This window comes from Achromobacter sp. B7 (assembly GCF_003600685.1).
GTDB lineage: Bacteria > Pseudomonadota > Gammaproteobacteria > Burkholderiales > Burkholderiaceae_B > Achromobacter > Achromobacter spanius_B.
The window spans coordinates 3,493,104-3,518,956 of sequence record NZ_CP032084.1 but is presented as its reverse complement, the minus strand read 5'-3'; the positions used below and the strand labels follow the sequence as shown (position 1 = coordinate 3,518,956).

At 65.2% G+C, this 25,853-nt stretch carries 27 protein-coding genes; 21 read left to right on the top strand and 6 right to left on the bottom strand.

Annotation, left to right across the window (positions count from 1 at the left end):
- Positions 1-15 precede the first annotated feature (15 nt).
- The 19 genes from DVB37_RS15740 to DVB37_RS15650 all read left to right on the top strand — a co-directional run bounded on the left by DVB37_RS15740 (position 16) and on the right by DVB37_RS15650 (position 15,231).
- Entirely contained in the window at positions 16-414 is a 399-nt protein-coding gene (locus tag DVB37_RS15740) for a Zn-ribbon domain-containing OB-fold protein (RefSeq protein ID WP_120156138.1), read from the top strand.
- Positions 414-1,586, top strand: coding sequence for a thiolase (locus DVB37_RS15735; protein ID WP_120157520.1), 1,173 nt, complete (start codon positions 414-416; stop codon positions 1,584-1,586). The genes DVB37_RS15740 and DVB37_RS15735 overlap by 1 nt, the downstream gene beginning before the upstream one ends.
- A gap of 36 nt (positions 1,587-1,622) precedes the next feature.
- Positions 1,623-2,315 carry a 3-oxoacid CoA-transferase subunit A gene (locus DVB37_RS15730; protein ID WP_120156137.1) on the top strand — a complete coding sequence of 231 codons (693 nt, stop codon included), beginning with the start codon at positions 1,623-1,625 and terminating at the stop codon, positions 2,313-2,315.
- Positions 2,305-2,976 (top strand): 3-oxoacid CoA-transferase subunit B, encoded by a 672-nt coding sequence (locus DVB37_RS15725; protein ID WP_120156136.1) that lies wholly within the window; start codon positions 2,305-2,307, stop codon positions 2,974-2,976. The genes DVB37_RS15730 and DVB37_RS15725 overlap by 11 nt, the downstream gene beginning before the upstream one ends.
- Positions 2,977-3,087: 111 nt before the next feature.
- Positions 3,088-3,483 (top strand): hypothetical protein, encoded by a 396-nt coding sequence (locus DVB37_RS15720; RefSeq protein ID WP_046805754.1) that lies wholly within the window; start codon positions 3,088-3,090, stop codon positions 3,481-3,483.
- On the top strand, positions 3,480-4,328 hold the full coding sequence (locus DVB37_RS15715) for an alpha/beta fold hydrolase (protein WP_046805753.1): 849 nt from the start codon (positions 3,480-3,482) through the stop codon (positions 4,326-4,328). Before DVB37_RS15720 ends, DVB37_RS15715 begins: the two co-directional genes overlap by 4 nt.
- Positions 4,329-4,376: 48 nt before the next feature.
- On the top strand, positions 4,377-5,549 hold the full coding sequence (locus DVB37_RS15710) for an ABC transporter substrate-binding protein (RefSeq protein ID WP_189371607.1): 1,173 nt from the start codon (positions 4,377-4,379) through the stop codon (positions 5,547-5,549).
- A gap of 18 nt (positions 5,550-5,567) precedes the next feature.
- The gene (locus DVB37_RS15705; RefSeq protein WP_046805752.1) at positions 5,568-6,437 is read left to right on the top strand and encodes a branched-chain amino acid ABC transporter permease; all 870 of its coding nucleotides are present in this window, start codon (positions 5,568-5,570) and stop codon (positions 6,435-6,437) included.
- 3 nt (positions 6,438-6,440) lie between these two features.
- On the top strand, positions 6,441-7,415 hold the full coding sequence (locus tag DVB37_RS15700) for a branched-chain amino acid ABC transporter permease (protein ID WP_120156135.1): 975 nt from the start codon (positions 6,441-6,443) through the stop codon (positions 7,413-7,415).
- Complete coding sequence (locus tag DVB37_RS15695) at positions 7,412-8,194, top strand: ABC transporter ATP-binding protein (RefSeq protein WP_120156134.1); 783 nt, start codon at positions 7,412-7,414, stop codon at positions 8,192-8,194. Before DVB37_RS15700 ends, DVB37_RS15695 begins: the two co-directional genes overlap by 4 nt.
- Positions 8,181-8,894 (top strand): ABC transporter ATP-binding protein, encoded by a 714-nt coding sequence (locus DVB37_RS15690; RefSeq protein WP_046805749.1) that lies wholly within the window; start codon positions 8,181-8,183, stop codon positions 8,892-8,894. Before DVB37_RS15695 ends, DVB37_RS15690 begins: the two co-directional genes overlap by 14 nt.
- A gap of 14 nt (positions 8,895-8,908) precedes the next feature.
- Positions 8,909-9,724 (top strand): N-acyl homoserine lactonase family protein, encoded by an 816-nt coding sequence (locus DVB37_RS15685; protein WP_120156133.1) that lies wholly within the window; start codon positions 8,909-8,911, stop codon positions 9,722-9,724.
- A 181-nt stretch (positions 9,725-9,905) separates the two neighbouring features.
- On the top strand, positions 9,906-10,346 hold the full coding sequence (locus DVB37_RS15680) for a nuclear transport factor 2 family protein (protein WP_046805748.1): 441 nt from the start codon (positions 9,906-9,908) through the stop codon (positions 10,344-10,346).
- Positions 10,347-10,475: 129 nt separating this feature from the next.
- The gene (locus DVB37_RS15675) at positions 10,476-11,435 is read left to right on the top strand and encodes a tripartite tricarboxylate transporter substrate binding protein (RefSeq protein WP_104145062.1); all 960 of its coding nucleotides are present in this window, start codon (positions 10,476-10,478) and stop codon (positions 11,433-11,435) included.
- 59 nt (positions 11,436-11,494) lie between these two features.
- On the top strand, positions 11,495-12,259 hold the full coding sequence (locus tag DVB37_RS15670; protein WP_120156132.1) for an SDR family NAD(P)-dependent oxidoreductase: 765 nt from the start codon (positions 11,495-11,497) through the stop codon (positions 12,257-12,259).
- A gap of 9 nt (positions 12,260-12,268) precedes the next feature.
- Positions 12,269-12,799 (top strand): VOC family protein, encoded by a 531-nt coding sequence (locus DVB37_RS15665; protein ID WP_120156131.1) that lies wholly within the window; start codon positions 12,269-12,271, stop codon positions 12,797-12,799.
- Between the two features lie 60 nt (positions 12,800-12,859).
- Positions 12,860-13,888 (top strand): LacI family DNA-binding transcriptional regulator, encoded by a 1,029-nt coding sequence (locus DVB37_RS15660; RefSeq protein ID WP_240433890.1) that lies wholly within the window; start codon positions 12,860-12,862, stop codon positions 13,886-13,888.
- 25 nt (positions 13,889-13,913) lie between these two features.
- Positions 13,914-14,420, top strand: coding sequence for a 2,4'-dihydroxyacetophenone dioxygenase family protein (locus DVB37_RS15655; RefSeq protein ID WP_120156129.1), 507 nt, complete (start codon positions 13,914-13,916; stop codon positions 14,418-14,420).
- Positions 14,421-14,436: 16 nt separating this feature from the next.
- Entirely contained in the window at positions 14,437-15,231 is a 795-nt protein-coding gene (locus DVB37_RS15650; protein ID WP_120156128.1) for an SDR family NAD(P)-dependent oxidoreductase, read from the top strand.
- An 86-nt stretch (positions 15,232-15,317) separates the two neighbouring features.
- Here the strand turns inward: DVB37_RS15650 and DVB37_RS28710 are convergent, their stop codons facing one another.
- Positions 15,318-15,635, bottom strand: coding sequence for a hypothetical protein (locus DVB37_RS28710; RefSeq protein ID WP_240434192.1), 318 nt, complete (start codon positions 15,633-15,635; stop codon positions 15,318-15,320).
- Here DVB37_RS28710 and DVB37_RS15645 point away from each other — a divergent pair.
- On the top strand, positions 15,546-18,005 hold the full coding sequence (locus DVB37_RS15645; protein WP_240434149.1) for a DNA internalization-related competence protein ComEC/Rec2: 2,460 nt from the start codon (positions 15,546-15,548) through the stop codon (positions 18,003-18,005). The two genes, DVB37_RS28710 and DVB37_RS15645, sit on opposite strands and share 90 nt — an antisense overlap.
- A gap of 76 nt (positions 18,006-18,081) precedes the next feature.
- Here DVB37_RS15645 and DVB37_RS15640 read toward each other — a convergent pair whose 3' ends face one another.
- The 5 genes from DVB37_RS15640 to DVB37_RS15620 form a co-directional block, all read right to left on the bottom strand.
- Positions 18,082-19,692 carry a four-carbon acid sugar kinase family protein gene (locus DVB37_RS15640; RefSeq protein WP_120156127.1) on the bottom strand — a complete coding sequence of 537 codons (1,611 nt, stop codon included), beginning with the start codon at positions 19,690-19,692 and terminating at the stop codon, positions 18,082-18,084.
- Positions 19,689-20,966: a ribulose-bisphosphate carboxylase large subunit family protein gene (locus DVB37_RS15635; protein ID WP_104145068.1), complete on the bottom strand. Its 1,278-nt coding sequence runs from the start codon at positions 20,964-20,966 to the stop codon at positions 19,689-19,691. Before DVB37_RS15635 ends, DVB37_RS15640 begins: the two co-directional genes overlap by 4 nt.
- 151 nt (positions 20,967-21,117) lie before the next feature.
- A complete protein-coding gene (locus DVB37_RS15630; protein WP_120156126.1) occupies positions 21,118-21,657 on the bottom strand; it encodes a VOC family protein in 540 nt (179 codons plus the stop codon).
- Between the two features lie 73 nt (positions 21,658-21,730).
- Positions 21,731-23,611: a TRAP transporter large permease subunit gene (locus tag DVB37_RS15625; protein ID WP_104145069.1), complete on the bottom strand. Its 1,881-nt coding sequence runs from the start codon at positions 23,609-23,611 to the stop codon at positions 21,731-21,733.
- 9 nt (positions 23,612-23,620) lie between these two features.
- Entirely contained in the window at positions 23,621-24,640 is a 1,020-nt protein-coding gene (locus tag DVB37_RS15620) for a TRAP transporter substrate-binding protein (protein ID WP_120156125.1), read from the bottom strand.
- A gap of 112 nt (positions 24,641-24,752) precedes the next feature.
- On the opposite strand from DVB37_RS15620, the gene DVB37_RS15615 reads away from it, so the two are divergent.
- Positions 24,753-25,814: a LacI family DNA-binding transcriptional regulator gene (locus DVB37_RS15615; RefSeq protein WP_120156124.1), complete on the top strand. Its 1,062-nt coding sequence runs from the start codon at positions 24,753-24,755 to the stop codon at positions 25,812-25,814.
- Positions 25,815-25,853 lie beyond the last annotated feature (39 nt).

The following is a 25,853-nucleotide window of genomic DNA, read 5'->3' as shown; positions in this document are numbered from 1 at the left end:
TAGAAGGAGACAGCAATGCATACGGAACAAGCCGAGGCCTTGTCGCGGGGGCCACAGGAACAGTACTTTGCCGCGTTGGCCAAAGGCCGTTTTCAAATTCAGCGCTGCGCGGCATGCGAACGGCATCAGTTCTTTCCCCGCACGCTTTGCGTGCAGTGCGGCGCGACCGACCTGGCGTGGATCGAGCCCGCAGGCACCGGCACGGTCTATTCGTTCAGCATCGTGCGGCGCAAGCCGGAAGCGGGCGGCGACTACAACGTGGCGCTGATCGATCTGGACGAGGGCGCGCGCATGATGAGCCGGGTGGACGGCGTGCCGTTGGAACGGCTGCGGATCGGCATGCCGGTCAAGGCGCGGGTGTTGTTGGATGCGGCCCAGCCGCTGGTGGTGTTCGAGCCCGTGGAGGCCGCATGATGACGCTGGAATCACTGCGCGGCCGGGTCGCCATTGCCGGGGTCGGGCACGCGGGCCTGGGCGAAGTGCACGGCCACACCGAAATGGAAGTGCTGGCCCAAGCCGCGTCGCGGGCAGTGGCCGATGCCGGGCTGACCATGAAGGATATCGACGGGCTGGCCACATGCAGTTCATCGGCCACGATGTGGAGCATGCCCGTTGCCGAATACCTGGGCCTGCGTCCTCGGTATATCGAAGCGACGATGCTGGGCGGGTCCAGCTTTGTCTCGCACCTGCTGCCCTCGGTGATGGCATTGGCGTCGGGGCAATGCAATGCGGTGCTGGTCTGCTATGGCAGCACGCAAAAGACCGCCACGTTCGGCCGCAAGGAAGGCATCAAGGCGCGTACGTTGCTGGACCCCCAACCATTCGAACATCCGTATTCGCCGCTACAGCCCGTGACGTCCTACGCGTTGGCCGCCGCCCGCCACATGCATCAATACGGCACAACCCGCGAACAGCTGGCCGAAGTGGCCGTCGCGGCGCGCGCTTGGGCGGCGCTGAACCCCGAGGCCGCGATGCGCGACCCCTTATCGATCGAGGACGTGCTGCGTTCGCGCCCGGTCTCGGATCCATTGACGGTGCGCGACTGCTGCCTGGTCAGCGACGGTGGCGGCGCCTACGTGATGGTGCGCGCCGACCGAGCCCGCCAGCTGCGGCAGCCTCCCGTGTACGTGCTGGGCAGCGCCACGGCGGTGTGGAACCGCCAGATATCGTCCATGGAAGACCTGACCGTGACGGCGGCGGCGGAATCCGGCAAGCGCGCGCTGGCCATGGCTGGTTTGAACGTGGCGGACGTGGACGTGGCCGAGCTTTATGACGCCTTCACGATCAACACGCTGCTGTTCCTGGAAGACCTGGGCTTTTGCAAAAAGGGCGAAGGCGGCGCCTTTGTTCAGGGCGGCGGCATTGCGCCCGGTGGGCGTCTGCCGGTGAACACGAACGGCGGCGGCTTGTCGTGCGTGCATCCCGGCATGTACGGCATTTTCCTGGTGATAGAAGCCGTGCGTCAGCTGCGGGCTCAGGCGGGCGAACGACAGGTGGCGGGCGCGGATATTGCGCTGGTACACGGCAACGGCGGCACCTTGTCCAGCCAGTCCACCGCCATCCTGGGCGGCCCGTCCGCGCGCTGACGCCGGCCTTGCGCCTTCCTTAGAAAAGGGATTTTCATGCTGGAAAAAACAGTCGATACGCTGGCCGCCGCGGTGGCCGGCGTGCAAGACGGCGCGGTGATTCTGATCGGCGGCTTTGGCGCCTCGGGCGTACCGACCGAACTGGTTTGCGCGCTGCTTGACCAAGGCGCGCGCGACCTGACCATCGTCAATAACAACGCCGGCAATGGCGAACGTGGCCTGAGCCAATTGGTGCGAGCCGGCCGGGTGCGCAAGATGGTCTGCTCGTTTGCGCGTTCGTCGGATCGCAAGAACCCAAACGCCGCCGCCTTCGCCGAGGCCTATCACGCGGGAAAAATCGAGCTGGAATGCGTGCCGCAGGGCACGATGGCCGAGCGCATGCGCGCGGCGGGCGCGGGGCTGGGGCCGTTTTTCACGCCGACCGCCTTTGGCACGCCCTTGGCGAAAGGCAAGGAGACGCGCGTGATAGACGGCGTTGGGTACGTGCTGGAAGCCCCGTTGAAGGGCGACTTTGCTTTCGTCAAAGCTCGCACGGCAGACCGCTGGGGCAATTTGGTGTACCGCTATGCCGGGCGCAATTTCGCGCCGGTCATGTGCATGGCGGCCACCACCACGGTGGCGCAGGTGGACAGCATCGTGGACCTGGGCGCCATCCCGCCCGAACACGTCATGACGCCGGGAATTTTCGTTAAACGAGTGGTGCAAGTGGAGCGCGATCATGGAATATGAAAAGCTGAATCGACGCCAGATTGCACGCCTGGTGGCCCAGGACATTCCGGATGGCGCCTATGTGAACCTGGGCATCGGCATACCGACGCTGGTATCGGCCTTTTTACCGGCCGACCGCGATGTCATCCTGCACACCGAAAACGGCATCGTCGGCATGGGGCCGGGCGATCCCGACGCGCCGCTGGACCTGGACCTGATCAACGCCAGCAAAGAAGCGGTCACCTTGTTGCCGGGTGCATCCATTACCGACCACGTGGTGTCGTTCGCCATGATGCGCGGCGGCCATCTGGACCTGACGGTGCTGGGCGCATTCCAGGTGTCCGCGCGCGGCGACCTGGCCAACTGGGACACCGGTGCGCCGGGCACGATTCCGGCCGTGGGCGGCGCGATGGACCTGGTGGCCGGCGCGCGCCAGGTCTACATCACGATGGACCACGTGACCAAGGATGGGCGGCCCAAGATCGTGCGCGAATGCACTTATCCACTGACTGGCGCGGGCGTGGTCGACCGCATCTATTCTGATCTGGCCATCATCGATGTGCTGCCGGATGGCATGCGAGTGATCGCGATGGTGGCGGGGCTGCGGTTTGACGCCTTGCAGGACCTGACGGATTGCCCGCTGACGCTGGCGGGCGATTGGCGGGTGTTGTCGCCTGAATAGCCTTCGGCTCGTACTTCCCCGTGTTGACAGGGGAAGTTTTCGATACTTAGAATGTTCTTATAGAAAGAATATACGTTCTGCACATAAGAACAACATAAGCGGGAAGAGACAATGGAAAACCACGCCACGCCAGCGCAACACGCGTCGGACGCGCAGCTTGCGCATCGATTCCGTAGCCGCGCGCTGTCGTTCTCGCGGCCGCGCCAGGTCGATATGGACCTGCTGGTGCGGGTCGGCGATGCGCCGCTGCTTGTACGCATTCGCGACGGCCGGGTCACCAGCGCCGACGCGCCCGCTGCGCCGCTGCCTTCCTGCGACGTATCGCTGCGCGCCTCTGCCGCCGCCTGGTCGCGCTTCTGGCAAGCCGTGCCGGATGCGGGCTGGCATGACATCTTTGCGCTGAGCAAGCGCGGCGAACTGGCTATCGAAGGCAACTTGCAACCCTTGATGGCGCACTTGCAGTTCGTCAAGGATCTGCTGGCCAGGGGCCGCGAGGCGCACGCATGAACGCCGCCCTGGAACCCATCGTTGGCCGTTATGTGCACATCGACATCGGCGGCAAGCCTTGCCGTGTTTACTTCGAAGAAGCGGGCGAGGGCATCCCGCTGGTCTGCCTGCACACCGCCGGCGCCGACAGCCGCCAGTACCGCCACATGCTGTGTGATGCGGACATCACGTCGCGCTATCGCGTCATTGCTTTCGACATGCCATGGCACGGCAAGTCCTACCCGCCGGCCGGCTGGCAGGACGAGGAATATCGCTTGTCCACCGAACGTTATGTGGAAACGGTCATGGCGTTCTGCCAGGCGTTGGCGCTGGATCGCCCCGCGCTGATCGGCTGCTCGATCGGCGGACGCATCGTGTTGCAGCTGGCGCATCAGCACACCGAACGTTTTCGCGCGTTGATCGGAGTCGAAGCGGCTGATTTCCAGCAGCCCTGGTACGACACCTCGTGGCTGCATCGCGGCGACGTCCATGGCGGCGAGGTCTGCGCGGCCTTGGTATCGGGCTTGGTGGCGCCGCAGTCGCCGGACGTCTATCGCCACGAAACCTTGTGGCAATACATGCAGGGCGGCCCCGGCGTGTTTCGCGGCGACCTGTATTTCTACCGTGTCGACGGCGATTTGCGGGGCCGGCTGGACGGCATCCGCACCGAGCGTTGTCCGCTATTTCTGTTGACGGGGGAGTACGACTTTTCGTGCACGCCCGAAGACACCTTGCGCACCGCCGCCGGTATTCCCGGTGCGCAGGTCACCATCATGCGCGAATTGGGGCATTTCCCCATGAGCGAGAACCCACAGCAGTTTCGCGGCTACATATTGCCGGTGCTGGACGCCATCGCCCGCCTATAGCGCGGCAACAACGACGGGCGGCATTGCCCGCGACTCACAGGAGGCATCATGCGTTATCCGATCATTCTGGCCGGCATCTTTGCGCTGGCCGCGGTTCCCGCCGTCAAGGCGCAAGAGGCACAAGGCACACTCAAGCTTGGCGCCTTGGTCACGCTGTCCGGCGCCGGCGCCGCCTGGGGGCAGGGCATGAAAAATGCCGCCGAGATTGCGGCGGACCAGGTGAACGAGGCGGGCGGACTGGAGGTGGGCGGCAAGAAGTATCGCGTGCAGGTGGTGGCCTATGACGACAAGTACCAGGCCAACGAAGCCGTCACCGTGGCCAACCGCCTGGTGTTCGAGGATAAGGTGCGCTATGTGATCGGCCCGGTGGGATCGGCGCCGGTGCTGGCCATCCAGCCCATGACGGAAAAGAACAAAGTGATCGTCATGACGCTGGGCTTTACCGCCAAGGCGCTGGCCGCGGACAAGCCCTTTACGTTCCGTCCCAACGTCACCACGGCCGAGGTGTCGCAGCCGCAGATCGACTGGCTGGTCAAGTCGCAAGGCCTGCGCAAGGTGGGGGCGCTGTTCCCCAACGACGAAACGGGCCAACAGATCGCGCTGGACCTGGAAGCTGCCTACAAGAAGGCGGGCGCGGCCTTGTCCGTCAAGGAATTCTTCGAACGCGACCGGGTCGACTTCGTGCCCGTGCTGACGCGCATGATGGCGCGCGGCATCGACGCCATCGAACTGGACGGCAATTCGCCGACTACCGCCGGCTTGATCGTGAAGCAGGCGCGCGAACTGGGCTTTGAAGGACGCATCGTGCGTACTGGCGGCCCGGCCACGCAGGAAATCGTCAACGTGGCCGGCAAGGCGGCTACCGAGGGCATGTTCGTCCATACGCCGATCGATCCCGAGCTGCCCGCTACCAAGGCCTACGCCCAGCGGTATGCCGCCAAGTACAAGCACGCGATGAACGGCTTCAGCCCCGCGTTTTATGACGGCACCAACATGCTGTTCGAAGCCATGCGCCGCGCCGGCACGGTGGAAGACACGGACCGCGTGCGCGTCGAACTGGAAAAGCTGGAAGGCTTTGACGGATCACTGGGCAAGCTCAGCTGGACGGGCAAGGCCATGTACGGCATCAATCATCAGTTGAACGCGCCGTTCTACGTGGCCGAGGTCAAGGATGGCCGCGAGGTGATCCGCGCGCGCTGCACCGTCGAGGGATGCCGCTAGCGCGGCGGGGGATGCCACGTGGATTGGAGCATTTTGCTGACGCAGGCCACGATCAACGGCTTGATCGTGGGGTTGCTGTATCTGTTGATGGCGGTGGGCTTCACGCTGGTGTTCGGCGTGATGCGGATGGTGAACTTTGCCCACGGCGAGTTCTACATGCTGGGCGCTTTTGGCGCCTATTACCTGACGACCCAGGCGGGCTTCTCGTTTCTGCCTGCCGTGGCGCTGACCTTTGCGTTGTCGGTGGTCGGCGGCGCCGTGCTGGAATGGGGCGTGCTCAAGCCGTTTCGCCGGGACGAACTGAACGGCATGATCGCCACCATCGGCCTGGCGATGATCCTGCAAAACCTGGCCTTGATGTTCTTCGGCCCCGACCCCTTGTCCATGCCCGCCGTGGCGCAGGGCACCGCCCGCATGGGCAAGCTCGTTGTGCCGTTGTCGCGCGTGTACGTGGTGGTGTTCGCCTTGCTGGCGCTGGCCTTGCTGTATGGCTTCCTGCGTCACTCGCGGCCGGGCCGCGCGCTGCGCGCCGTGGTCGAGGACTTTGAGATTGCCGGCATCCAGGGTATCCGCTCGCGCATCTATTACCCGCTGGGTTTTGGCCTGGGGGTAGGGCTGGCAGCGGTGGCCGGCGCGCTGATGGCGCCGCTGTTCTCGGTGTCGCCATTCGTGGGCGCCACGCCGCTGCTCAAGGCGTTCATCGTCGTGATCCTGGGTGGGCTGGGCAGCATCCCGGGCGCGGCTTTCGCGGGCATGGCGCTGGGCCTGGCGGAAAGCTATGGCAGCCTGCTGTTCGACAGCAGCACGGCGGACATGCTGATTTTCGCCGTCGTGATCGTGATGTTGGTCGTGCGGCCCAAGGGCTTGCTGGGCCGGGGGGAGGCATAAACCATGACGGACCTTTCACTTGATGCAGCCGTGACGCGGCCCGCGCCATTACGCTGGCTGTTGTGGGCGGCGTTGGCCGTGGCCGCGTGCACGCCGTGGTTTGCCGGGCCGTTCGCGCAACATCTGGCGGTGCTGACCTGCCTGAACGTGCTGATCGTCAACGGCTTGGCGCTGATTGCACGCTGCGGGCAATTGTCGTTGGGACACGCGGCCTTCGTCGCGCTGGGCGCCTACGGCTCGGTGCTGGGCGCCCGCTACCTGGGCTGGGGCTTTTTGCCGTCCACCTTGGTGGGGGTGGCGTTGACGGCGGGTGTGGCGCTGATATTGGGCGCGATCATCCTGCGCTTGAAAGGCGTTTATTTCGTGCTGGTGACGTTTGCGTTCGGGGAACTGGTGCGGCTGATTTTGCTGGACGGGTCGTCCTGGTCGGGTGGCGCGAACGGAGTCGCCAGCATCCCGCCGGCCGCGCTGGCCGGTATCGTGTTCGATACGCGGGCCAGCTTTTACGGTCTGGCGCTGTGCGTGGCCCTGGGCTCCGTCGCGCTGTTGAGCGCGGTGGCAAGGCAGCCATTCGGCCACGCCATCGACGCCGTGGCCGCGAACCCGGCCCTGGCCGAATCCACCGGCCTTAGCGTGCACCGGATCCAGCTGTGCGCCTTTGTGGCCGGTTGCGCGCTGGCGGCAGTGGGCGGCGCCTTGCAGGCGCGCTACGTGGGGTACGTGTCGCCCGAGTCATTCAACGCCAGCATATCCATCGGCTTCATCATCATGCTGGTCATCGGCGGCCGTCGCTCAGTATGGGGCGGGCTGATCGGCGCTATGGTGCTGACGCCGCTGCCCGAGCTGTTTCGCGGCGCGGTGCAAACGCAGCACATCTTTTACGGCGCGGCGCTGATCCTGATCCTGCGTTTTCTGCCGGCGGGCCTGGCCGGCTTGCCGGGGCCGTGGCAATCGCGTCGGCACAAGGAGTCCCCATGAATCCACCTTTATTGCAGGTGCAGGGCCTGTCGCGCAGCTTCGGCGGCTTGGCAGCCTTGCGCAACGTCAGCTTCGCCATCGCGTCGGGCGAAATCGTGGGTTTGATCGGCCCCAACGGCGCGGGCAAGACAACGGCCTTCAACGTCATCAGCGGCACGATGCCGCCGTCGTCGGGCTCCGTGCATTTCGATGGCGGTGATATTTCCGGCGGCCCGCCCAGCCGTGTCGTGGTGCGAGGGCTGGCTCGTACGTTTCAATCCACCTCGACCTATCCCGAGGCCACCGTGGCCGAGAACATCCGGCGCGGCATGCTGTCGCGCATTCAGCATTCGTGGCTGCGTCGTCTGGCCGGGCGTAACCAGGATCTGTTGCCGGCGTCGGAAGTGACGCGGGAGGTCGACCGGCTGCTGGTCCTGCTAGACCTGCAAGGCTGGCGCGACGCGGCGGCCGGATCGCTCGCCTACGGCTTGCAGAAAAAGCTGGGCATCGCCGTTGCGCTGGCCTGCCGGCCGCGCATGTTGTTGTTGGACGAGCCGGCGGCGGGGCTGAACCATGAAGAATGCAACGAGCTGGGGCGGTTGCTGCGCCGCCTGCAATCCGAGGAAGGGCTGACGATGCTGCTGGTGGAACATCACATGGCGCTGGTCATGGAACTTTGCCATCGCATCGTGGTGCTGGTGCAGGGAGAAAAAATCGCCGAGGGCACGCCGCAAGCCATCCGCGACAACCCCGCCGTGATCGAAGCCTATCTGGGAGCGCCCGACTATGCCCATGCTTGACGTCCAGGACCTGAAGGTTCGCTACGGGCCGCTGGAGGCGGTGCGCGGCATCAGCTTTACGGTTGAACAAGGCCAGATCGTTGCGCTGGTCGGCTCGAACGGCGCCGGCAAAAGCTCTACCTTGAAAGCGCTGATCGGCCTGGCGCCGGCCGCGGGCGGCCGCATTGTGTTCGACGGGAAAGACATCGCGCGACTGGGTTCGGCGGCGCGCGTATCGGCCGGCTTGTCCTTGTCGCCGGAGGGGCGGCGCTTGTTCGGCCGCATGACCGTGCTGGATAACCTGATGGCCGGCGCGCATGGGGTGAGGTCGCGCAGCCGCGTTCGCGCGCGGCTGGACGAGGTCTACACGCTGTTTCCGCGTGTGCAGGAACGGCGTGCGCAGTTGGCGGGCTCGTTGTCCGGTGGCGAGCAGCAGATGGTGGCCATCGGCCGCGCGCTGATGGCGCAACCCCGCTTGTTGATGCTGGATGAACCGTCGTTGGGCATCGCGCCCAAGGTCGTGGCCGAAATCGCGGACGCCATTCAGCGCATCAACCGCGACAGCGGCATCGCCATTGTGCTGGTGGAGCAAAACGCGCGGCTGGCGCTGCGCCTGGCGCATCATGCCTATGCGTTCGAACATGGCGAGGTGGTCCGCAGCGGCAAGGGCGCCGACCTGCTGGCCGACCCCTTCGTGCAGAAAGCCTATCTGGGCATATGAAGAGAGCCTTGGCGATGCAGAACGTTCTTCCCGAATACGAAATCTACGCCATCCGCTACGCCCGCATGCCGCGCCAGCGACGCGACAACTTCTTGGGCGGCGATCCGCATAATGGCGACATGCCCATGGACTTCTACGTGTGGCTGATACGCGGCGCGGGCCGCGTTGTTCTGGTCGACACGGGGTTCAATGCGGACATGGCGCGGGTGCGGCGGCGTGAGCTGATCCAGTGCCCGATCTCGGCCCTGGCCCAACTGGGCGTGCAGCCAGAAGACGTGCAGCACGTGGTGCTGACCCATCTGCATTACGACCATGCGGGTAACCTGGACTTGTTGCCGCAGGCGCGCTTTCACGTGCAAGACGATGAGCTTGACTACGCTACCGGCCGTTGCATGTGCTTTGAACCGCTGCGGCATGCCTACGCGGTGGAAGACGTGGTCACGCTGGTGCGGCGCGTGTACGACGGCCGGGTGCAGTTTCATGACGGCGACGGCACGTTGTTGCCGGGCCTGGAACTGCTGCATATCGGCGGCCACACGAAAGGCCTGCAAGCGGTGCGCGTGCATACCGAACGCGGCTGGGTAGTGCTGGCGTCCGACGCCAGCCACTACTACGAAAACATGGGGCAGGGCAGGCCGTTTCCCATCGTCTACAACACGGCCCAGATGCTGTCGGGATACGCCAAGCTGTTTGGCGCGGCGCAGTCCGAGCAGCATGTCGTGCCGGGGCATGATCCGTTGGTGCTGGATCGGTATCCAAAGTGGCAGGAGTCAGCGCACGTGGTGATGCTGCATCGCGAACTTCTGCCTGACGGTGCGCAGCAGCCGTAACAACGATTCCCCTTACCGCCCCAACCGTTCAAGCCCGCCCTCACGCGCAGCCCGGTCCCGAGCGCCGCCTCGTCGGACCGGGCTGCGTTATCGTTTCCACTAATTATCGTAATCCCTAGCTTTTTATGGACCTACAGCGCGTCCATAATTTGCGGAAACGTTTCCACAAAAAGGGATTCCCATGAGTACCGAGTTGCAGGCTGCACGCGTCAAAACCGTCGTTGACCACATGGCGCTGGAATGCGTTCAGGAGTGGGACAAGGTCATCGACACCTTCGAACATCCCCGATACGAGATGCACTCCAGTGGTGCGGTCTTTGACGGCGAGAGCGAAGTCATGGGGTATTTCGAGTCGTCGCGGGCCTCGTTTCCCGACTTGAAGAACGAGATCATCGCGGTGGCCGCCGCCGAGGGCACGGACATCGTCCTGGTGGAGTTCTGGCTTTCAGGCACGCATGCCGGCCCGTTCACTGTTGACGGCAAGACGTACGAGCCGACGGGACGCCAGTTTCGCGTTCGCATGGCGGCCACGTTCGAATTCGCGCCGAACTCGGCCAAGGTGATCTGCGAGCGTCCGTACACCTGTCAGAACGCCAAGCTGCGTTCGCTCGGGTTGCTGTAGGGATAGCGGTAGCGGTAGCGGTTGTTCCGTTCAGGAGGCGGGCAACCTGGTTGGGCCAATGCGTTCTACAGAAAAAACCGGGCAGGCCGGTCAGGCGCTGCACCCGGAGATAAATCCGAGGAGACAACAATGAAGAAGCTGTCCGTTGCAGCCGCGCTGCTGACCTTGCTGGGCATGGGCGCGGCCCATGCCGACGACTACCCGAATCGCCCGATTCGCATGCTGTTGCCGTTCTCGGCCGGCGGCGGTGGCGACACCTTGGGCCGGATCCTGGCAGAGCGATTTTCAGCCGAACTGAAGCAGCCCGTCATCGTCGAGAACAAGCCCGGCGCAGGCGGCACGATCGGCATCGCCGCCGTGGCCCGCTCGGCGCCGGATGGCTACACGATCACCATCGGGGGGATGACCACGCACATCCTGTCTCCGTCGGTCTACAAGGACCTGCCGTATGACCCGATCAAGAGCTTTACGTCGCTGGGCGCCATCGGCAATTCGGCCATCATGGTGGTCGCGAACAACAACTTCCCGGCCAACGATATTGAAGGGCTGAAGAAACTGGCGGAATCCCGCAAGGACCCTATCCAGTACGCAAGCTGGGGCATCGGCTCAACGGGGCACTTCTGCGGCGAAGTCATGGTGCAGAAGGGCAACCTGAAGATGCAGCACGTGCCCTACAAGGGCACCACGCAGATCATGACGGACATCATGGGCGGTCATATCGACCTGGGTTTTGTCGACATGGCCACCGCCACGCCGATGGTCACGCAGCACAAGGTGAAGGGGCTGGCCGTCTGTACCAAGCGGTCGCCCAGCGTGCCGGAAGTTCGCAGCTACAAGGAACAGGGCATCGACTTTGACCGCGACCTGAATTGGGCGATGTACGTGCCCGCCGGCACGCCCCAGCCCATCGTCGATCGCCTGTCCGGCACCTTGGAAAAGGTGCTGAAAGAACAGGAAGTGATCGACAAATTGCTTGGCCTTGGCATTTCGGCTCGGTACGTTGCCGGGCCCGCGCACCAAAAGGCAAACATGGCCGACATCGAAGCCTGGCGCGTGGTGGCGAAAGAAGCCGGCATTACGCCGCAATAGACGGTTCCTTGGCTGTGGCAACGAACCGTCGCGTTGCCCCCTTACCTGCACGAGACACTATGAAACTGCTTCAAGACCGCGTGGCCGTCATCTCGGGGGCCGCGCACCCCAAAGGCATCGGTAAAGCCACCGCAAAGCTCTTTCTTGAGCATGGCGCGCGCGTGGCGATCCTGGACGTTGACGAGGCACGCATACAGGAAAGCGCGGCGGACCTGGGCGCCCCAGCGGCTCAGCTGCTTGCGCTGGCTTGCGACGTGGGCAGCGACGAGCAATGTCGCGCTGCCATCGACAAGGTGGCCGCCTGGTCCGGCGGCGTCGTCGACGTGCTGGTGAACAACGCGGCGATCACGCAGAAAGCCACGTTCCGGGACATCACCCCCGCCGACTTCGAACGCATCCTGCGGGTCAACCTGACCGGCGTGTTCAACCTGAGCCAAGCGGTCATCCCCTTCATGGTTCAGCGCGCCGGGGGAAGCATCATTTCCATTTCGTCGCTGTCGGCGCAAAACGGCGGCGGCATCTTCGGCGGCGCCCATTACTGCGCCGCCAAGGCGGGCGTGCAGGGCATTACCCGCGCCATGGCCAAGGAATTCGGCGAACACAAGATCCGCGCCAACGCGATTGCGCCAGGCCTGATCACAACGGACTTTTCGCGCACCGGACGCTCGGATGAAAGCAAGGACGACGCCGCGCAAGTCTGGCCGCTGCGTCGCGCCGGACGCCCGCATGAAATCGCGGGCGGCTGCCTGTTCCTGGCCAGCGACCTTTCCAGCTACATCACCGGCACGACGTTGGATATCAACGGCGGCGCCCACATGAATTAAGGAACATCAATGAGCAAGAATTTTGGCGGCGTCCGGCAAGTGGGCTATGTAGTCCGCGACATTGAAAAGGCCATGCGCCACTGGTCCGAGGTGCTAGGCGTCGGACCCTGGTTCTACAAGGAAGAGGTCGGGACCACTGAATTCCGATATCGCGGCCAGGTCTCGCAACCACCGCGCTTGTCGATTGCATTGGCCAATTCCGGCGACCTGCAAATCGAGCTGATCCAGCAACGAGACGAGGCGCCATCGCTTTATCTGGATTCCCTGCGTGCAAGCGGGGAATGCGCGCAGCACGTGGCGTTCTGGACGCTGGACAACTTCGACGAGTTTTGCGACCGGCTGCGTGGCAGTGGCTACGAAGAAGGGCACGGCGGAAGGATGGGCCTGCGCGGCCGCTTCGCGTACTTCGTGCATCCTGATTTGCCCAGCGGCATGATCGAAGTGTCTGAAATGAAAGGCGGCAAGGGCGAATATTTCGACGAGATCAGAAGGGCGGCTGAAACCTGGGATGGGTCCGCGCCGATACGCCCGCGCACCTAGCCGGCCCGGTGCCGAAGACGGTGTATGTTAGCCACTTCCGGCACAGACAAAACCAACATCATGAAAGACCGAAGCACCCGAATCACCATACGCGACGTCGCCAAGAAAGCGGGGGTATCCCTGGGCACGGCGTCGCGCGCCCTGAACCGCACCGGCCGTGTCAGCGAAGCCGCCATTGCGGCGGTCGAGCAGGCGGTACGCAGCCTGGACTATCGCCCGGATGCCGTGGCCAGAAGCCTGCGCACGAAGTCCTCGGGCGTGATCGGGCTGCTGGTGTCCGACCTGGCCAACCCGCTGTACGCCCGCATCATCACGGCCACCGAGACCGCGCTACAGGCCGAAGGCTATTCGTTGCTGGTGGCCAGCACGCATAACGAAAGGCGTCGCGAAGCGTCGCTGATCGACATCTTTCGCGGCCGCCGCGTTGACGCATTGATTCTGGGCCCGTGCGAAAAAGAATCCGCTGACCTGATCGACAAGCTGTCTCAAGAAGTTCCCGTTGTGGCGCTGGACCGGGAGTTTGGCGACGTGTCCGTCGGCATCCATGTGGATCATGCAACGGGGGCGTTCCAGGCGACCCAGTATCTGCTGAACCTTGGCCACACACGGATTGCGCTGTTGACGCCGGGTACGGATTTGCGCACCGGCAAAGAGCGTATCGCGGGCTTTCGCCAGGCGTTCAAAGAGCGCGGCATGGTTCCTGACCCGGCGCTGATCCGGGCGGAACAGTCCGCCATGCAGTTTGCGTTTTCGGAGGCGATGTCGCTGCTGTCGCACGCGAATCGACCCACCGCGTTTGTGTGCCTGGGGACCAGAATTTTGTCCGGCGTGCTGCAAGCCCTGCGTCATACCGGAGACGCGGTGCCCAACGATATCAGCGTGATCAGTATTGGCGACACCGATCTGTCTCAGCTGTTCAGCCCGGCCATCACCTCGCTTAGTTGGGACCTTGAGGCGGTGGGCACTTGCGCGGCCCAACTGGTCCTAAAGCAACTTGATCGCCAGAGCGCGCCCGCGCAAGGCGATCGCATCGTTATCAAGACGCAGCTGATATTGCGCGAATCGTGCGCGCCCGCAGCGCCGTCTTGACCCTACACCCTAATCAGGAACGCTCATGACACTACCGTACACCGTCACCCATCAAGATCGCCTGCTGACCGTCAACATCGAAGACGGCGTCCAGCTGCCAGGCGCCGCCCCGGGCTCGTCGATCATTCCGTTGTTCCTGGATCGGGAAAACGGCGTGTGGGTGCTGTACGGCAAGTTCGCGCCGGGCACCCGCCTGCCCACGCACTTTCATACGGGCGTCGTCCACTTCTACACCACCAAGGGGCAGTGGAACTACCTGGAGTATCCCAACGACGTGCAGACGGCCGGCAGCTATCTGTACGAGCCGGGCGGGTCCGTTCACACCTTTTCAGTACCCGAGGACGCCAAGGAGTCGGCCGAAGGATTCATGGTCGTTTTCGGCGCCAACATCAACTTCATCGACGGCCAGTTCGCCAACATCCGCGATGCCGGCGCCATCGAGGACTCGATTATCGACGCGGCCAAGAAGGCCGGCTTGCCCATCCCTCGCTATATCCGCCCCAAGGGCGGCGCCGAGTTCACGCGCGACTGAGCGCAGGAGTCGGATCATGCGTCTGGCATCGAAAGTGGCGCTGGTAGCGGGCGCCGGAACGTTAAGAAATTCGTTTTCCGCCGCCGACCAGGTCGGCAATGGCGCAGCCTGTGCGATTCGCTTCGCCCGAGAGGGGGCGGCGGTCATCTGCACCGACCGGTCCTTGGCCGCCGCGCAAGAGACCGCCCGGCAGATCCGGTCGGAAGGCGGCGTGGCGGAGGCTATCGAGCTCGACGTTACCGACTCGGCGCAAATCGCGCGGGTGGCGCAAGACGTGGCATCGCGCTTTGGCGGCATCGATATCCTGCACAACAATGTCGGCATCGAAATCCAGGGCGACCTGCTCGCCGTGCAGGACGACGAGTGGGACCGCGTCATGACGGTCAACGTGCGCGGCTCCATGGCGATGGCGCGCGCCTTTCTGCCGCAAATGAAGGCGCGCGGCGGCGGGGCCATCATCAACGTCTCGTCAACCGCGAGCCTGAAATGGAGCCCGATGCAATTCCTGTCGTACAGCACGGCAAAAGCGGCGGTCAACCACATGACGCGGGTCATCGCCCGTCAGTACGCGGCGGACCAGGTGCGGTGCAACTGCATCATCCCCGGCATGATCCGCACGCCGCATGCGGACGCGCTGTATGCAAGCAGTGAGGCGGCGCAAGAAGGGCATAAGGCTCGGGACGCCAGGTGCCCGATGGGGCGCCAGGGCAGCCCGTGGGATATTGCGAACGCGGCGCTGTTTCTGGCGTCTGACGAGTCCGCTTATGTCACGGGGTGTTTGATGGTGGTGGATGGGGGGTCAAGTTTGTGAGCGGCTTGCGTGGCAAGGCGCCCGCTTGCGGCAAACCGAGGTGGATAAAAACGTTCATTCGGTGATTGCCCTACGGCCGGCTTGTCCTACGCTTCTGGTTTCAGGAGGCGGACATCACCGGTCGTTCTTTTTGCCTGGCGTTCGTGGGCGGCGCGGCGTGGGTGCAGTGCTTCCCGGTATTGCCCGGCGCCTTCGTTCTGTCGCTGATAGGCATTGCGGGGGGCGTTGCTGCCGTCGTTGTGGTCGTCGTTGCGGCCGTCGTTTCGGCCGGCGTTTTGGCCGTCGTTTCGGCCGGCGTTGCGGCTGCGGATCGCCTGCGATGCCGCGCCGGTTCTTTGCGCGTTGTCTGTGCTCTTGTGCTGGGCCTTTGCGCCGGCACGCTTAACGCGTGCCTTCAGGCGCACCTGCGCCTTGACGATTCACTGGCGGACTTGCATCAGGACCAAGTCTCCCGCCTGACCTTGCGCGTAGCCGAGCTGCCGGATGGCGATGGCCGGCATCATCGCTTCATTGCCGAACGAGCCGAGCCCGCGCGCCCGGGCATTCCGTCACGCATCCAGGTCACATGGCAAGCGCCGCCCGGTGCGACCGTGCCACTGCCCGCACTGCTGCCGGGCCAGATCTGGCGCATGGCGCTTGTGTTGCGGCGGCCGCATGGCGTACTGAACCCGGCAGGGCCGGACGCGGAAGGGCGCATGTTCGCGCGGGGCTTGCGGGCGGTGGGCACGGTGCGTGGGCGGCCGCAGTTGTTGGATGACAAGCCTTGGGCGTCGGCAGGGGCGGCCATCGAACGGGCGCGACACCACGTGCGCGTGGGTTTGCGGCAAGCCTTGGGCGAACACCGTTATGCGCCGGTGCTGATTGCTTTGGCCATTGGCGACCAAGCGGGCGTGGCGCGCGATGACTGGCGCATCTTCAACCGCAGCGGCATTACGCATTTGGTGTCGATCAGTGGCATGCACGTGACGTCTATCGCGGGTATCGCGGGCGTGCTGGTGGCGGCGGGGTGGCGGCGGGCGCGATGGCGTGGGACGGGCTTGCCGGAATTCGTGCCGTCGCGCGTGGCGGGCGGCGCGGCGGCGGCCGTGGTGGCGCTGCTGTATTGCCTGCTGGCGGGCTGGGGCGTGCCGGCCCGGCGCACGTTCTTCATGTTGTCGGTGGTGCTGGCGGCGGTGATGTCGCGGCTGCCGCTCACGGCGGGCAGGGTGTTGGCGTGCGCTGGGGCGGTCGTGGTTGCGTTGGACCCGTGGGCGCCGTTGTCGGCAGGGTTCTGGCTGTCTTTCGGCGCGGTGGCGATATTGCTGCGCATTGCCGAGCTGCCGTTTGATGCCGAGGCGGGCTGGCGCCGCCGTTGGGCAAGCCGGTTGGCGCAAGCGACGCGTTTACAGCTGCTGGTCACACTGGGCCTGACGCCGCTGCTGGCGTTTCTGGTGTATCAGGTATCGGTCGGATCGCCCCTGGCCAACGCCGTGGCAATTCCGTCGGTGACGTTCATCGTCACGCCCTTGGCGTTGCTGTGCGCGGCGCTGTCCGTGGTCCCCGGTGCGCAGGCGGTGGCCGCGTGGGTCGGCCAGGTGGGGTTGGCGGCGTTTGATTACACGATGGCCCCGGTGGCGTGGGTAGGTAATGCTGATTGGGCCAGCTTTGCCGTGGCGGCGGCGCCTTGGCCTTGGCTGCTGGTCGCGGTATCCGGCATGGTCTGGGCCTTGCAGGTGCGCGGCTGGCCAGCGCGACACCTTGGCTGGGTCTGCATGCTGCCCCTGCTGTGCTGGCGGCCGGACAAGCCCGAGCCCGGCCATTGGCGCATGACGGCCCTGGACGTGGGGCAGGGCAGCGCCATCCTGGTCGAAACGGCAACGCAGACCCTGCTGTTCGATGCCGGCCCGCGCCATTACGGCGGCAGCGACGCGGGCGATCGAGTCGTGGCGCCGTTCATGCAGGCGCGCGGTATCGATGTGCTGGATGTGCTGGTGCTGTCCCACGCCGACCAAGACCACGTCGGCGGCGCGCGCGCGGTGATGGCGGCGGTACCGGTGCGGCGTAGTTATGCGTCATTTGATGTGGAGGCGTTTGTACGGCGGGATGCGAGTGTGTGGCCGGTGGGTGGGACGGTGGGCGGGACGCGGGGTTGGACGGCAGGCGGGATGGCGGGAGGGACGGCGGGAGGGACGGTAGGCGGGACGGCGGGTGGGCCGGCGGGAAGGACGGTGGGTGGGCCGGTGGGTGGGCCGACGTCAGGTGCGGCGTCGAGCCAAGCGGCGCCCGGCACGCCGTCCACGCTGCCCGATCGTATGTTGCGCTGCCGTCGCGACGACTCCTGGGAGGCGGACGGCGTGCGGTTCACCTTTCTGCATCCTGGCGACGGCGGCGGCGCCGAACCGGTTGACCGTAACGCGGACAGCTGTGTGCTTTTCGTAGAAGGAGCCAGCCATTCCCTATTGCTGACGGGCGACATCGGCGTGGCGCAGGAGCGCGAACTCGTCGCACGCGGGGTGCCTAAAACCGATGTGGTGCTGGCCCCGCACCACGGCTCAGCATCGTCATCCGGGCGCGACTGGGTACGCGCCGTGCAAGCCACTCATGCCATTGCGCAAGCGGGCCATCTAAACCGTTTCCGCCATCCCGCCCCGGCGGTGGAGCGGCGTTGGCTAGCGGCGGGGGCGGTGTTCTGGCGTAGTGACCGGGACGGCGCGGTGATGGCGCTATCCACTGCAAACGGTCTGTCGGTTTGGTCGCAGCGTGATGACGGTGCGCGCTACTGGCATGGGCGATGACTGTCGGCTAAGGCGCGATAGGCAAGCGCGTGGGGAAGGCTAGACGCGGACCGCAGCCAGTCTAGCCGCCGCTGTGCTAGCCCACACCCACCACCAACCGATCGAACAAATCGTCCCCGCCCATCTGTCCGCCCTTAAGCATCAACTCCACACCATCAACCACCGGGTTGTCGCTGCGGGCAACGCTGACGGTGACGCCCGGCGCCAACACACATCGGAACTGCAAACCCCACAAACCCAGCGCCAGCGTGGCTTGGCTTGAAGTGTCGCCGCCGGCGATGCCGACCCGTGCAAGCCGGGTTCCCGCTTGCGCACTGGCGGTGATGATGGCGGCGGCAAGCTGTGCGGTGGCGCGGGCGGTGGAGGCCGCTTCGTCCGAGGTGACGGCCTGTTCGGGGCGGTCGGTGTGGACGAGCACGTTGTGGCCTTGCGCCAAGGCGGCGACCGCCGATTGAATTTGTTCGGCTACGTAGGCGGGTGACGCCAACAGCGCCTGTACTTGCAGGGGCTGATGCTTGTAGCGGGTGCTGGCAGAGATTTGCCGAGCGGTGACGGGTGACAGGCTGCCGGCCATGACCAGCACGGGGCCAGAGGCCGGGGCAAGCGGGACTACGCCACTGAGTAAAGAGGTAGTGGCATCACGCGCAGCCATCTTGCCGCCGTGCGCGGCCGCGTGCCCGTCCGGGCCAGCCACCGCTTTGTCACGCTGAAACACGCTTGCGTCGCGCTCGAACGCCGCCGCGCGCGCCAGCGCCTGCTGTACGCTGCTTGGGCCAACCGCCAACAACGGCGCACTTGCCGCCGCGCGCCAGATCAGGCGGCCAATCACGGCGAGTTGCTCGTCGCCCGTCACGTCGAACAGGACCGGGCCGTCACTGGTGTTGATCAGGTCGTCGATCCAGGCATCCAGTTGGGCGACGTCGTTCGCACCCACCGCGCCCATCGCACCCGACGCACCCGTCGCACCCGACGCACCCATCGCACCCGACGCACCGGCATCCCCAGCACCCCGCAAACGCGGATACGCAATATGCGGCACCGACCGAATCCCCTCCAGCCCCTGCGCGGCCAGATGCCGTCGCAAATCTGCCTCATGCATCGGCGTGACCGGGTGCTGGCTCATCACCGGATGCCGGTCGATGCGATACACCTCCGGCGCGGCCCCGGCGCGGGCGAACAATTGGGCAAAGCTGCAATAGCGTCCGATGCTGGGTTGCCCGCCCACAATCGGTACCAGCCGGTTCGGCATGTGGCGCCGCAGTTCGCGGATGGCGACGCCGATGCTGCCGACGTGCGGCGCGCTGTCGAAGGTGGAACAGCACTTGTAATGCAGCACGCGTGCGCCGGTGCCGGCCATGAAGCGGCCGACAGAACGTAGTTCCGTTTCCATATCGGTGGGGGGCATGGCGCGCGCGGCGCCCGCGATGCCGATGGCGTCCAGCGGGCCGGCGCGGCGCAGTTGTTCGGGCGTGGGCACGCCAAGGAACAGCAAGCCGCGCAGGCCGGCGCGCGCGACTTCGGCCAGCGTGTCGGTGGCGCCGGTGAAATCGTCGCCGTACCAGCAGATGCTTGGTGCGGTCAGGCTGCCTGCGGCCTTTGCGCTGCTCGCGTCATCGGCATGGCCTGGGCCGTCGTGATCTTTGGCGCTGCCCGCCTCACCGCCAGCGCTACCGACCCCCGCAGTCATGCCCGCCCACCAAAAAATTCCAATGCCCGCTGCAACTCGGGCGCGTTCCGCGCAAAGTCTTCCAGCGCCTGTCCGTCCCGCACCGCCTGCCACGCCTGCCGAATGCTCTGCACGCCCGCGGCTGGCCCATCCGGATGCGCCAAAATCCCGCCGCCGGACATGAACATCAGATCGTCAGTACGCACAGCTGCCCACGTGGCGGGCACGGTGCCGGCCCATTGGCCGGACGAGAACGCGGGCATGACCGGGTCGTCGATGCCGGGCGTGAGCGAGGCCAGGCAGTCGCGCGCCGATTCGACGACTTCGCTGTCTTCCTGTGCGAACTTGCCTTGCAGGCCGTGCACGTGCATATGGTCCACGCCGGCCAGACGCCACAGCGTTTGATACGCCTGAAAGCCGATGCCCAGCAAGGGCGCGCGGGACAGGGCGCCGAAGCCGTTGCGATGGCCGTGCAAGGCCAGCGGCGTGCTGCGGCGCAGGGTCTGGATGGCGGAAAAGCCGCACCAGTTCAGGCTGGCCATGACGCAGGTGCCGCCTTCGCGTTCGATCAGGTCGGCGTGGCGGCGCATGGCGTCGGTTTCGTCGCTGATGTTGAACGCCACCATCACCTGGCGGCCGGTGCGTTCGCGGTGGGCGCGCACCACCGCCATGACGGCGGCGACGCGTTGCGCCAGCGGCGCGTGCGCGGGGTTGGCGCACACCTCGTCGTCCTTGATGAAGTCCACGCCGGCCGCGCACAGCTGGGCGACCAGATGCGCGGTTTGCTCGGGCGACAGGCCCACATTGGGCTTGATGATGGTGCCTACCAGCGGCCCCGTTGCCACGCCCGTCAATTGCCGCGTGCCGGCGATGCCCACTTGCGGCATGTCGAACTGGGCGCGGTAGTTGGCGGGCAGCTCCATGCTTTCCAGGCGCAGGCCGGTGACTTCGCCCAGGTCGTACAGGTTGCCGCCGACGGTGGCTGCCAGCGTGGGCAGGTTAGCGCCCACGTTGGCCACGGGAAAGGCGATGCGGACGCGAGCGCGCTGGTACTCGCCCGGCATGCCGCCCGCTTGGCGCGCCAGCCAGGCGTTGGGCAGGCTGGGTGTGTCGGTGGTGTCCAGCAGGTCGATGGATTCAATGCGCGCGCGGGCCCGGGCGCGCAGCTCGTCGGTTTCGCCTTGCACGCGGGTGAAGGTGCCGCAGGACTGCTCGCCCGCCATCACTTCGGCGACCCGCGCGGGGTCCATCGGGGTTTCGATCAGGTAGGTCGCGCTAAAGGACTGGGAATTCATAGGCTTGGGAATTCAAAGGGGGCGGCGGGCGGCAATATTGGGTCAGCAAGGGACAGCGGGCGGCAGTAGCGATCAGCATGCGACAGAGGCATCAGCGGGCACTAAGCACGCACTAAGCAGGCACCAGCAGGCACCAGCAGGCGTCAGCAGATCAAAGGCGCGACAAATCCGGGAACGGGCGGACCGGGTCCTTGCCGTCCCAGCCGTTGGCGCTTTCTCGGATCAGGTCGAACAATCGGCCCTTGGGGCCGGCCACTTCCGACAGTTCGATGACGGTGCCCGGGTGGTACTCGGTGTCGAAATAAATGAAGCGGCCTTTCTCGCCGACTTCGCCGCTCATCTTGGGCTTGAAGCCCTGGGCCAGCAGGCGTTCCAGATCGGCGTCGTAGCTTTCGGTCCAGTAGGCCACGTGTTGCAGGCCGGTGCGGCCGGCTTGCAGGAAGTCGCGGTACATCGACGGCACGTCGTTGCGCGTCTGGATCAGTTCAACCTGCACGAAGCCGGAGTTGGCCAGCGCCACGGAATTGTGCGGCTGGTGGCTTTCGCCGCCGTACTGGTAATTGACGATTGGCACGCGCGGGTTGTAGTACCACGGGCCTACGCCCAGCGTGGTGCTCCAGTACTCCATGGCGGCTTCGATGTCGTGCACCACATAACCGAGTTGGCGGATTTCGCCCAGGAAACGACTCATGATGGATCTTTATAAAAGGAAGACGAAGAGGGGGGGAGGCGGCCCGACGCGGATCTGCGCGGGCCGCGTCGGGTCACAGGAAGCCGATGGAGAACCAGGGAAAGGCCGCCACGATGATCAGGCCGATCAACAGCGCCGCAACGTAACCCCAGATGGGGCCGATGCCCTCGTTGGGGTCGACGCGGCTGATGGCGCAGGCGCCGTAATAGCCCACGCCGAAGGGCGGCGCGAACAGGCCGATGCCCATGGCGAAGATGACGACCATCGCGTAATGCACTTCGTGCACGCCGGCCTGCACCGCGATCGGGAACAGCAAGGGGCCGAACAGCACGATGGCGGGTATGCCTTCCAGCACGCTGCCCAGGATGATGAACGCCACGATGGACACGGCCAAAAAGCCGTAGCTGCCGCCGGGCATGCCGGCCATCAACTTGGCCAGATCGCCCGAGAAGCCGGACTGCGTCAACGCCCACGCCATGGCCGTGGCGCAACCCACGATCAGCATGATGGCGCCGGACAGCGAGGCGGTTTCGATCAGCATGGGGCGCAGGCGCGCCCAGTCGAAGCGGCGGTAGATCAGGATGCCGATCAGCGCGGAATACACGATGCCGATGGTGGACACTTCGGTGGCGGTGGCCACGCCTTCGACCACTGCCGCGCGGATGACAAACGGCAGAGCCACGGCGGGCAGGGCGATCACGAAAAAGCGGCCGATCTCTTTGAAGCTGAAACGTTGCACCAGGCTCAGGTCTTCACGGCGATAGCGCCACCACACCACCGAGCACAGCGCCAGGCCCAGCACCACAGCGGGCAGCAGGCCGCCCGTGAACAGCGCGGCAATCGACACGCCGGTAACCGAGCCGATGGTGATCAGCACAATCGACGGCGGTATGGTCTCGGTCTGCGCGCCGGTGGCCGACAGCAGCGCCACCAGGTCGCCCGGCTTGGCGCCGCGCTTGCGCATTTCCGGGAACAGCACGGGGGCGATGGCCGCCATGTCGGCGATCTTCGAGCCCGAGATGCCCGACACCAGATACATCGCGCCGATCAGCACGTACGACAAGCCGCCGCGCACGTGTCCCAACAGGCTGGCCAGGAACTGGATCATGGCGCGCGCCATGCCGGTCATCTCGATCAAGGACCCCAGGAAGATGAACAGCGGCACGGCCAGCAGCATCAGGTGCGACATGCCTTCGTCCAGCCGGCCCACCATGACTTCCATGGGCGTGTTGGTCGTCAACGCCAGGTACGAAAACGTGGCCAGCGCGAACGAGAACGCAATCGGCACGCCCGAGAACACGGTGGCCGCGACGATGCCCACGAAGAAGATCACCAGGTTCAGCTTGCCCAGCCCCTTGAACATGGGCTGCGCCAACCAGAACAGGGCAACCACCACGGCCACGCCGGCCAACGCCACGAGCACATGGCGCAGGGGTTGCGTGCGCAACAGGCGCAGCAAGGCCACCACGCCCATCAGCGCCATGCCCACGGGAATGGCGGCGGCGCGCCAGGCGTTGGACAGTTCCAGTGCGGGCGTGATGATGAAGTGTTCTTCGTGCGCGTATTCGATCGCAGGCGACAGGATCAGCACCAGGAACGCCAGTGACGCGGCCAGCGCCGCCGTTTCCAGCTGCGCGCGCCGGGCCGGGCTGACGTTGTTGACCAGGGCCGTCATGCGCATGTGTTCACCGCGCCGCAGCGCAACCACGGCGCCCAGCATCGACAGCCACAGGAACAGGATGGAAGCCAGTTCGTCGGACCAGACCAGGGGGCTGTGGAAGGCGTAGCGCGCGACGACACCCGCGAACAGCACGCAGATCTCGACCAGCACGATGGCGGCCGCAACGTGCTCGACCACGCCGCCCAGCACGCTGTCCAGCGCGTTGGCGGCGCGCCGCAAGGGGTTGGCCGGCAGCACCGGGGCGGCGGCGTGGGGGGCGGACAAGGAAGACATGGCGCGACCTCAGGCCAGCTTGCCGACGCTTTGTTCCAGCAGCGACCAGGCTTCGTTGCCGAAGCGGCCCTGCCATTCCTTGTAGAAGCCGGCGGTGCGCAGCGCCTGGCGGAAGGTGTCCGGGGCCGGCTGGTTGAATTTCAGGCCCTTGGCTTCCAGGTCGGACTGCACCGACGCGTTCAGCTTCTTGATGTCTTCACGCTGCGCCAGGCCGGCTTCGTTGATGCCGCGCGCAACGATGGTCTTCAGGTCTTGCGGCAGGCCTTCCCACATGCGGCCGTTGGCGATGAACCAGTAGCCGTCCCAGATGTGGTTGGTCAGCGAACAATACTTCTGCACTTCGTACAGCTTGGCCACCTGGATGATGGGCAGGGGGTTTTCCTGGGCGTCGACCACTTTGGTCTGCAACGACGAATACACCTCGCTGAACTGCAAGCTGGCGGGCGCGGCGCCCAAGCCCTTGAACATCGAGATGGGCAGCGAGCTGACCGGCACGCGAATCTTCAAGCCGTCCATGTCGGCGGCCGTGGTCACGGGCGCCTTGCTGCTGGTGGTTTGGCGGAAACCGTTGTCCCACATCTTTTCAAACGCGTAGAGCTTGCGCTGCGCGATGGCGGCGCGCACGTGCGCACCCAGCGCGCCGTCCATGGCGCCCCAGACCTGGCTGTAGTCCTTGAACGCGAAGCCCACGGCGTTGATGGCGGCCACCGGCACCAGGGTGGCGATAACCAGCGCCGACGGGGTGAAGAAGTCGATGCCGCCCGAGCGCACTTGCGCCAGCATGTCGGTATCGCCGCCCAGTTGGTTGTTCGGGAAAATCTTGATGTCGACGCGGCCGTTGCTTTCTTTCAGGATGCGGTCGGCGGCTTCTTGCGCGCGGATGTTCAGCGGGTGCGTCACCGGCAGGTTGTTGCCGTACTTGAGCGTGTAGTCGGCCGCGCGGGCGATCAGTGGGAATCCGCCGGTCAGGGCAACGGCGGGCACCGCGCAAAGGCGGCGCAGAACACTACGGCGTGTCAGCAGCTTCATGGTTGTCTCCAAAATCGGTTTTATGATGTTTTTTGATGTGCCACAAAAGCGCCATAACCATGCGGCAGACTGGACAATAGTGAATTGACGCTATCATCGTCAAACCTTATTCATGATGGTTTTTGATGTGAATAGAACGTCGCCCGACCGCAAGCTAGCCCGTTTGGCCGATGTGGCCGCACGCGCCGGCGTGTCTACCGCTACCGCCGATCGTGTGTTGAATCGCCGGCCCGGCGTGCGCGCCAACACCGCCCAGAAGGTGTTGAAGGCCGCCATGGAACTGGACTATCTGCCCGAACAGGAACTGGCCGCCGCCTTGCCGGCCGAGCCAATGCGGCTGGTGTTCTTGCTGCCGCGTGGCAGCAACCGGTACTTGCGCATGCTGGGCGACACCGTCAGCTATGCGCATGAACACTTCGGCCCGCTGAACGCCAAGTGCCAGATCGAATACGTTGAAAGCTTCAACCCCGACGCGCTGGCCCAGGCGCTGGTCAAGCACGGCAAGCGCGCCGACGGCATTGCCTTCATGGCGCTGGAACATCCGGTGGTGCGCGAAGCCGTCAACACGCTGGCGCAGCAGGGCGTGCCCACGGTGACGCTGATTTCGGACCTGGCCAACAGCGCGCGCACGGCTTACGTGGGGCTGGACAATCGCGCCGCCGGGCGCACGGCGGGTTACCTGATCGCGCGCTTTGTCGGCCCGCGCGCGGCGCACGTGGCGCTGATTGCGGGCTCGCGCCATTACCGCGCGCACGAGGAACGCGAAAGCGGCTTCTTGCAGTTGTATGCCGAACAGTTCCAGGCGATGCAGGTGGTGGATCTGCGTGAAGGCTATGACGATGCGCAGCGCAACTACGAGCAGACGCGGCAGTTGCTTGAGCAATATCCCAATCTGGCGGGCATCTACAACATCGGGGGGGCGTCGGACGGCGTGGCGCGCGCGTTGAAAGAGGCCGGCTTGCAACATCGCGTGGTGTTCATCGGCCACGGGCTGACGCCGGACACGCGCTCGCTGTTGATCGACGGCACCATGGACGCCGTGATTACGCAAAGCCCGATGGAGGCGCTGATGAGCTGTGTGCGCATCTTCAGCAATCTGCGCGACAAGCGCAGCCCGATGAACGGCGTGGAACTGGCGCGCAGCCAGGTGATTTTTCGCGAAAACCTGCCCTGAGGGAAGTTTGCTTCAACATGCTTGCTATTTAACTGCCTA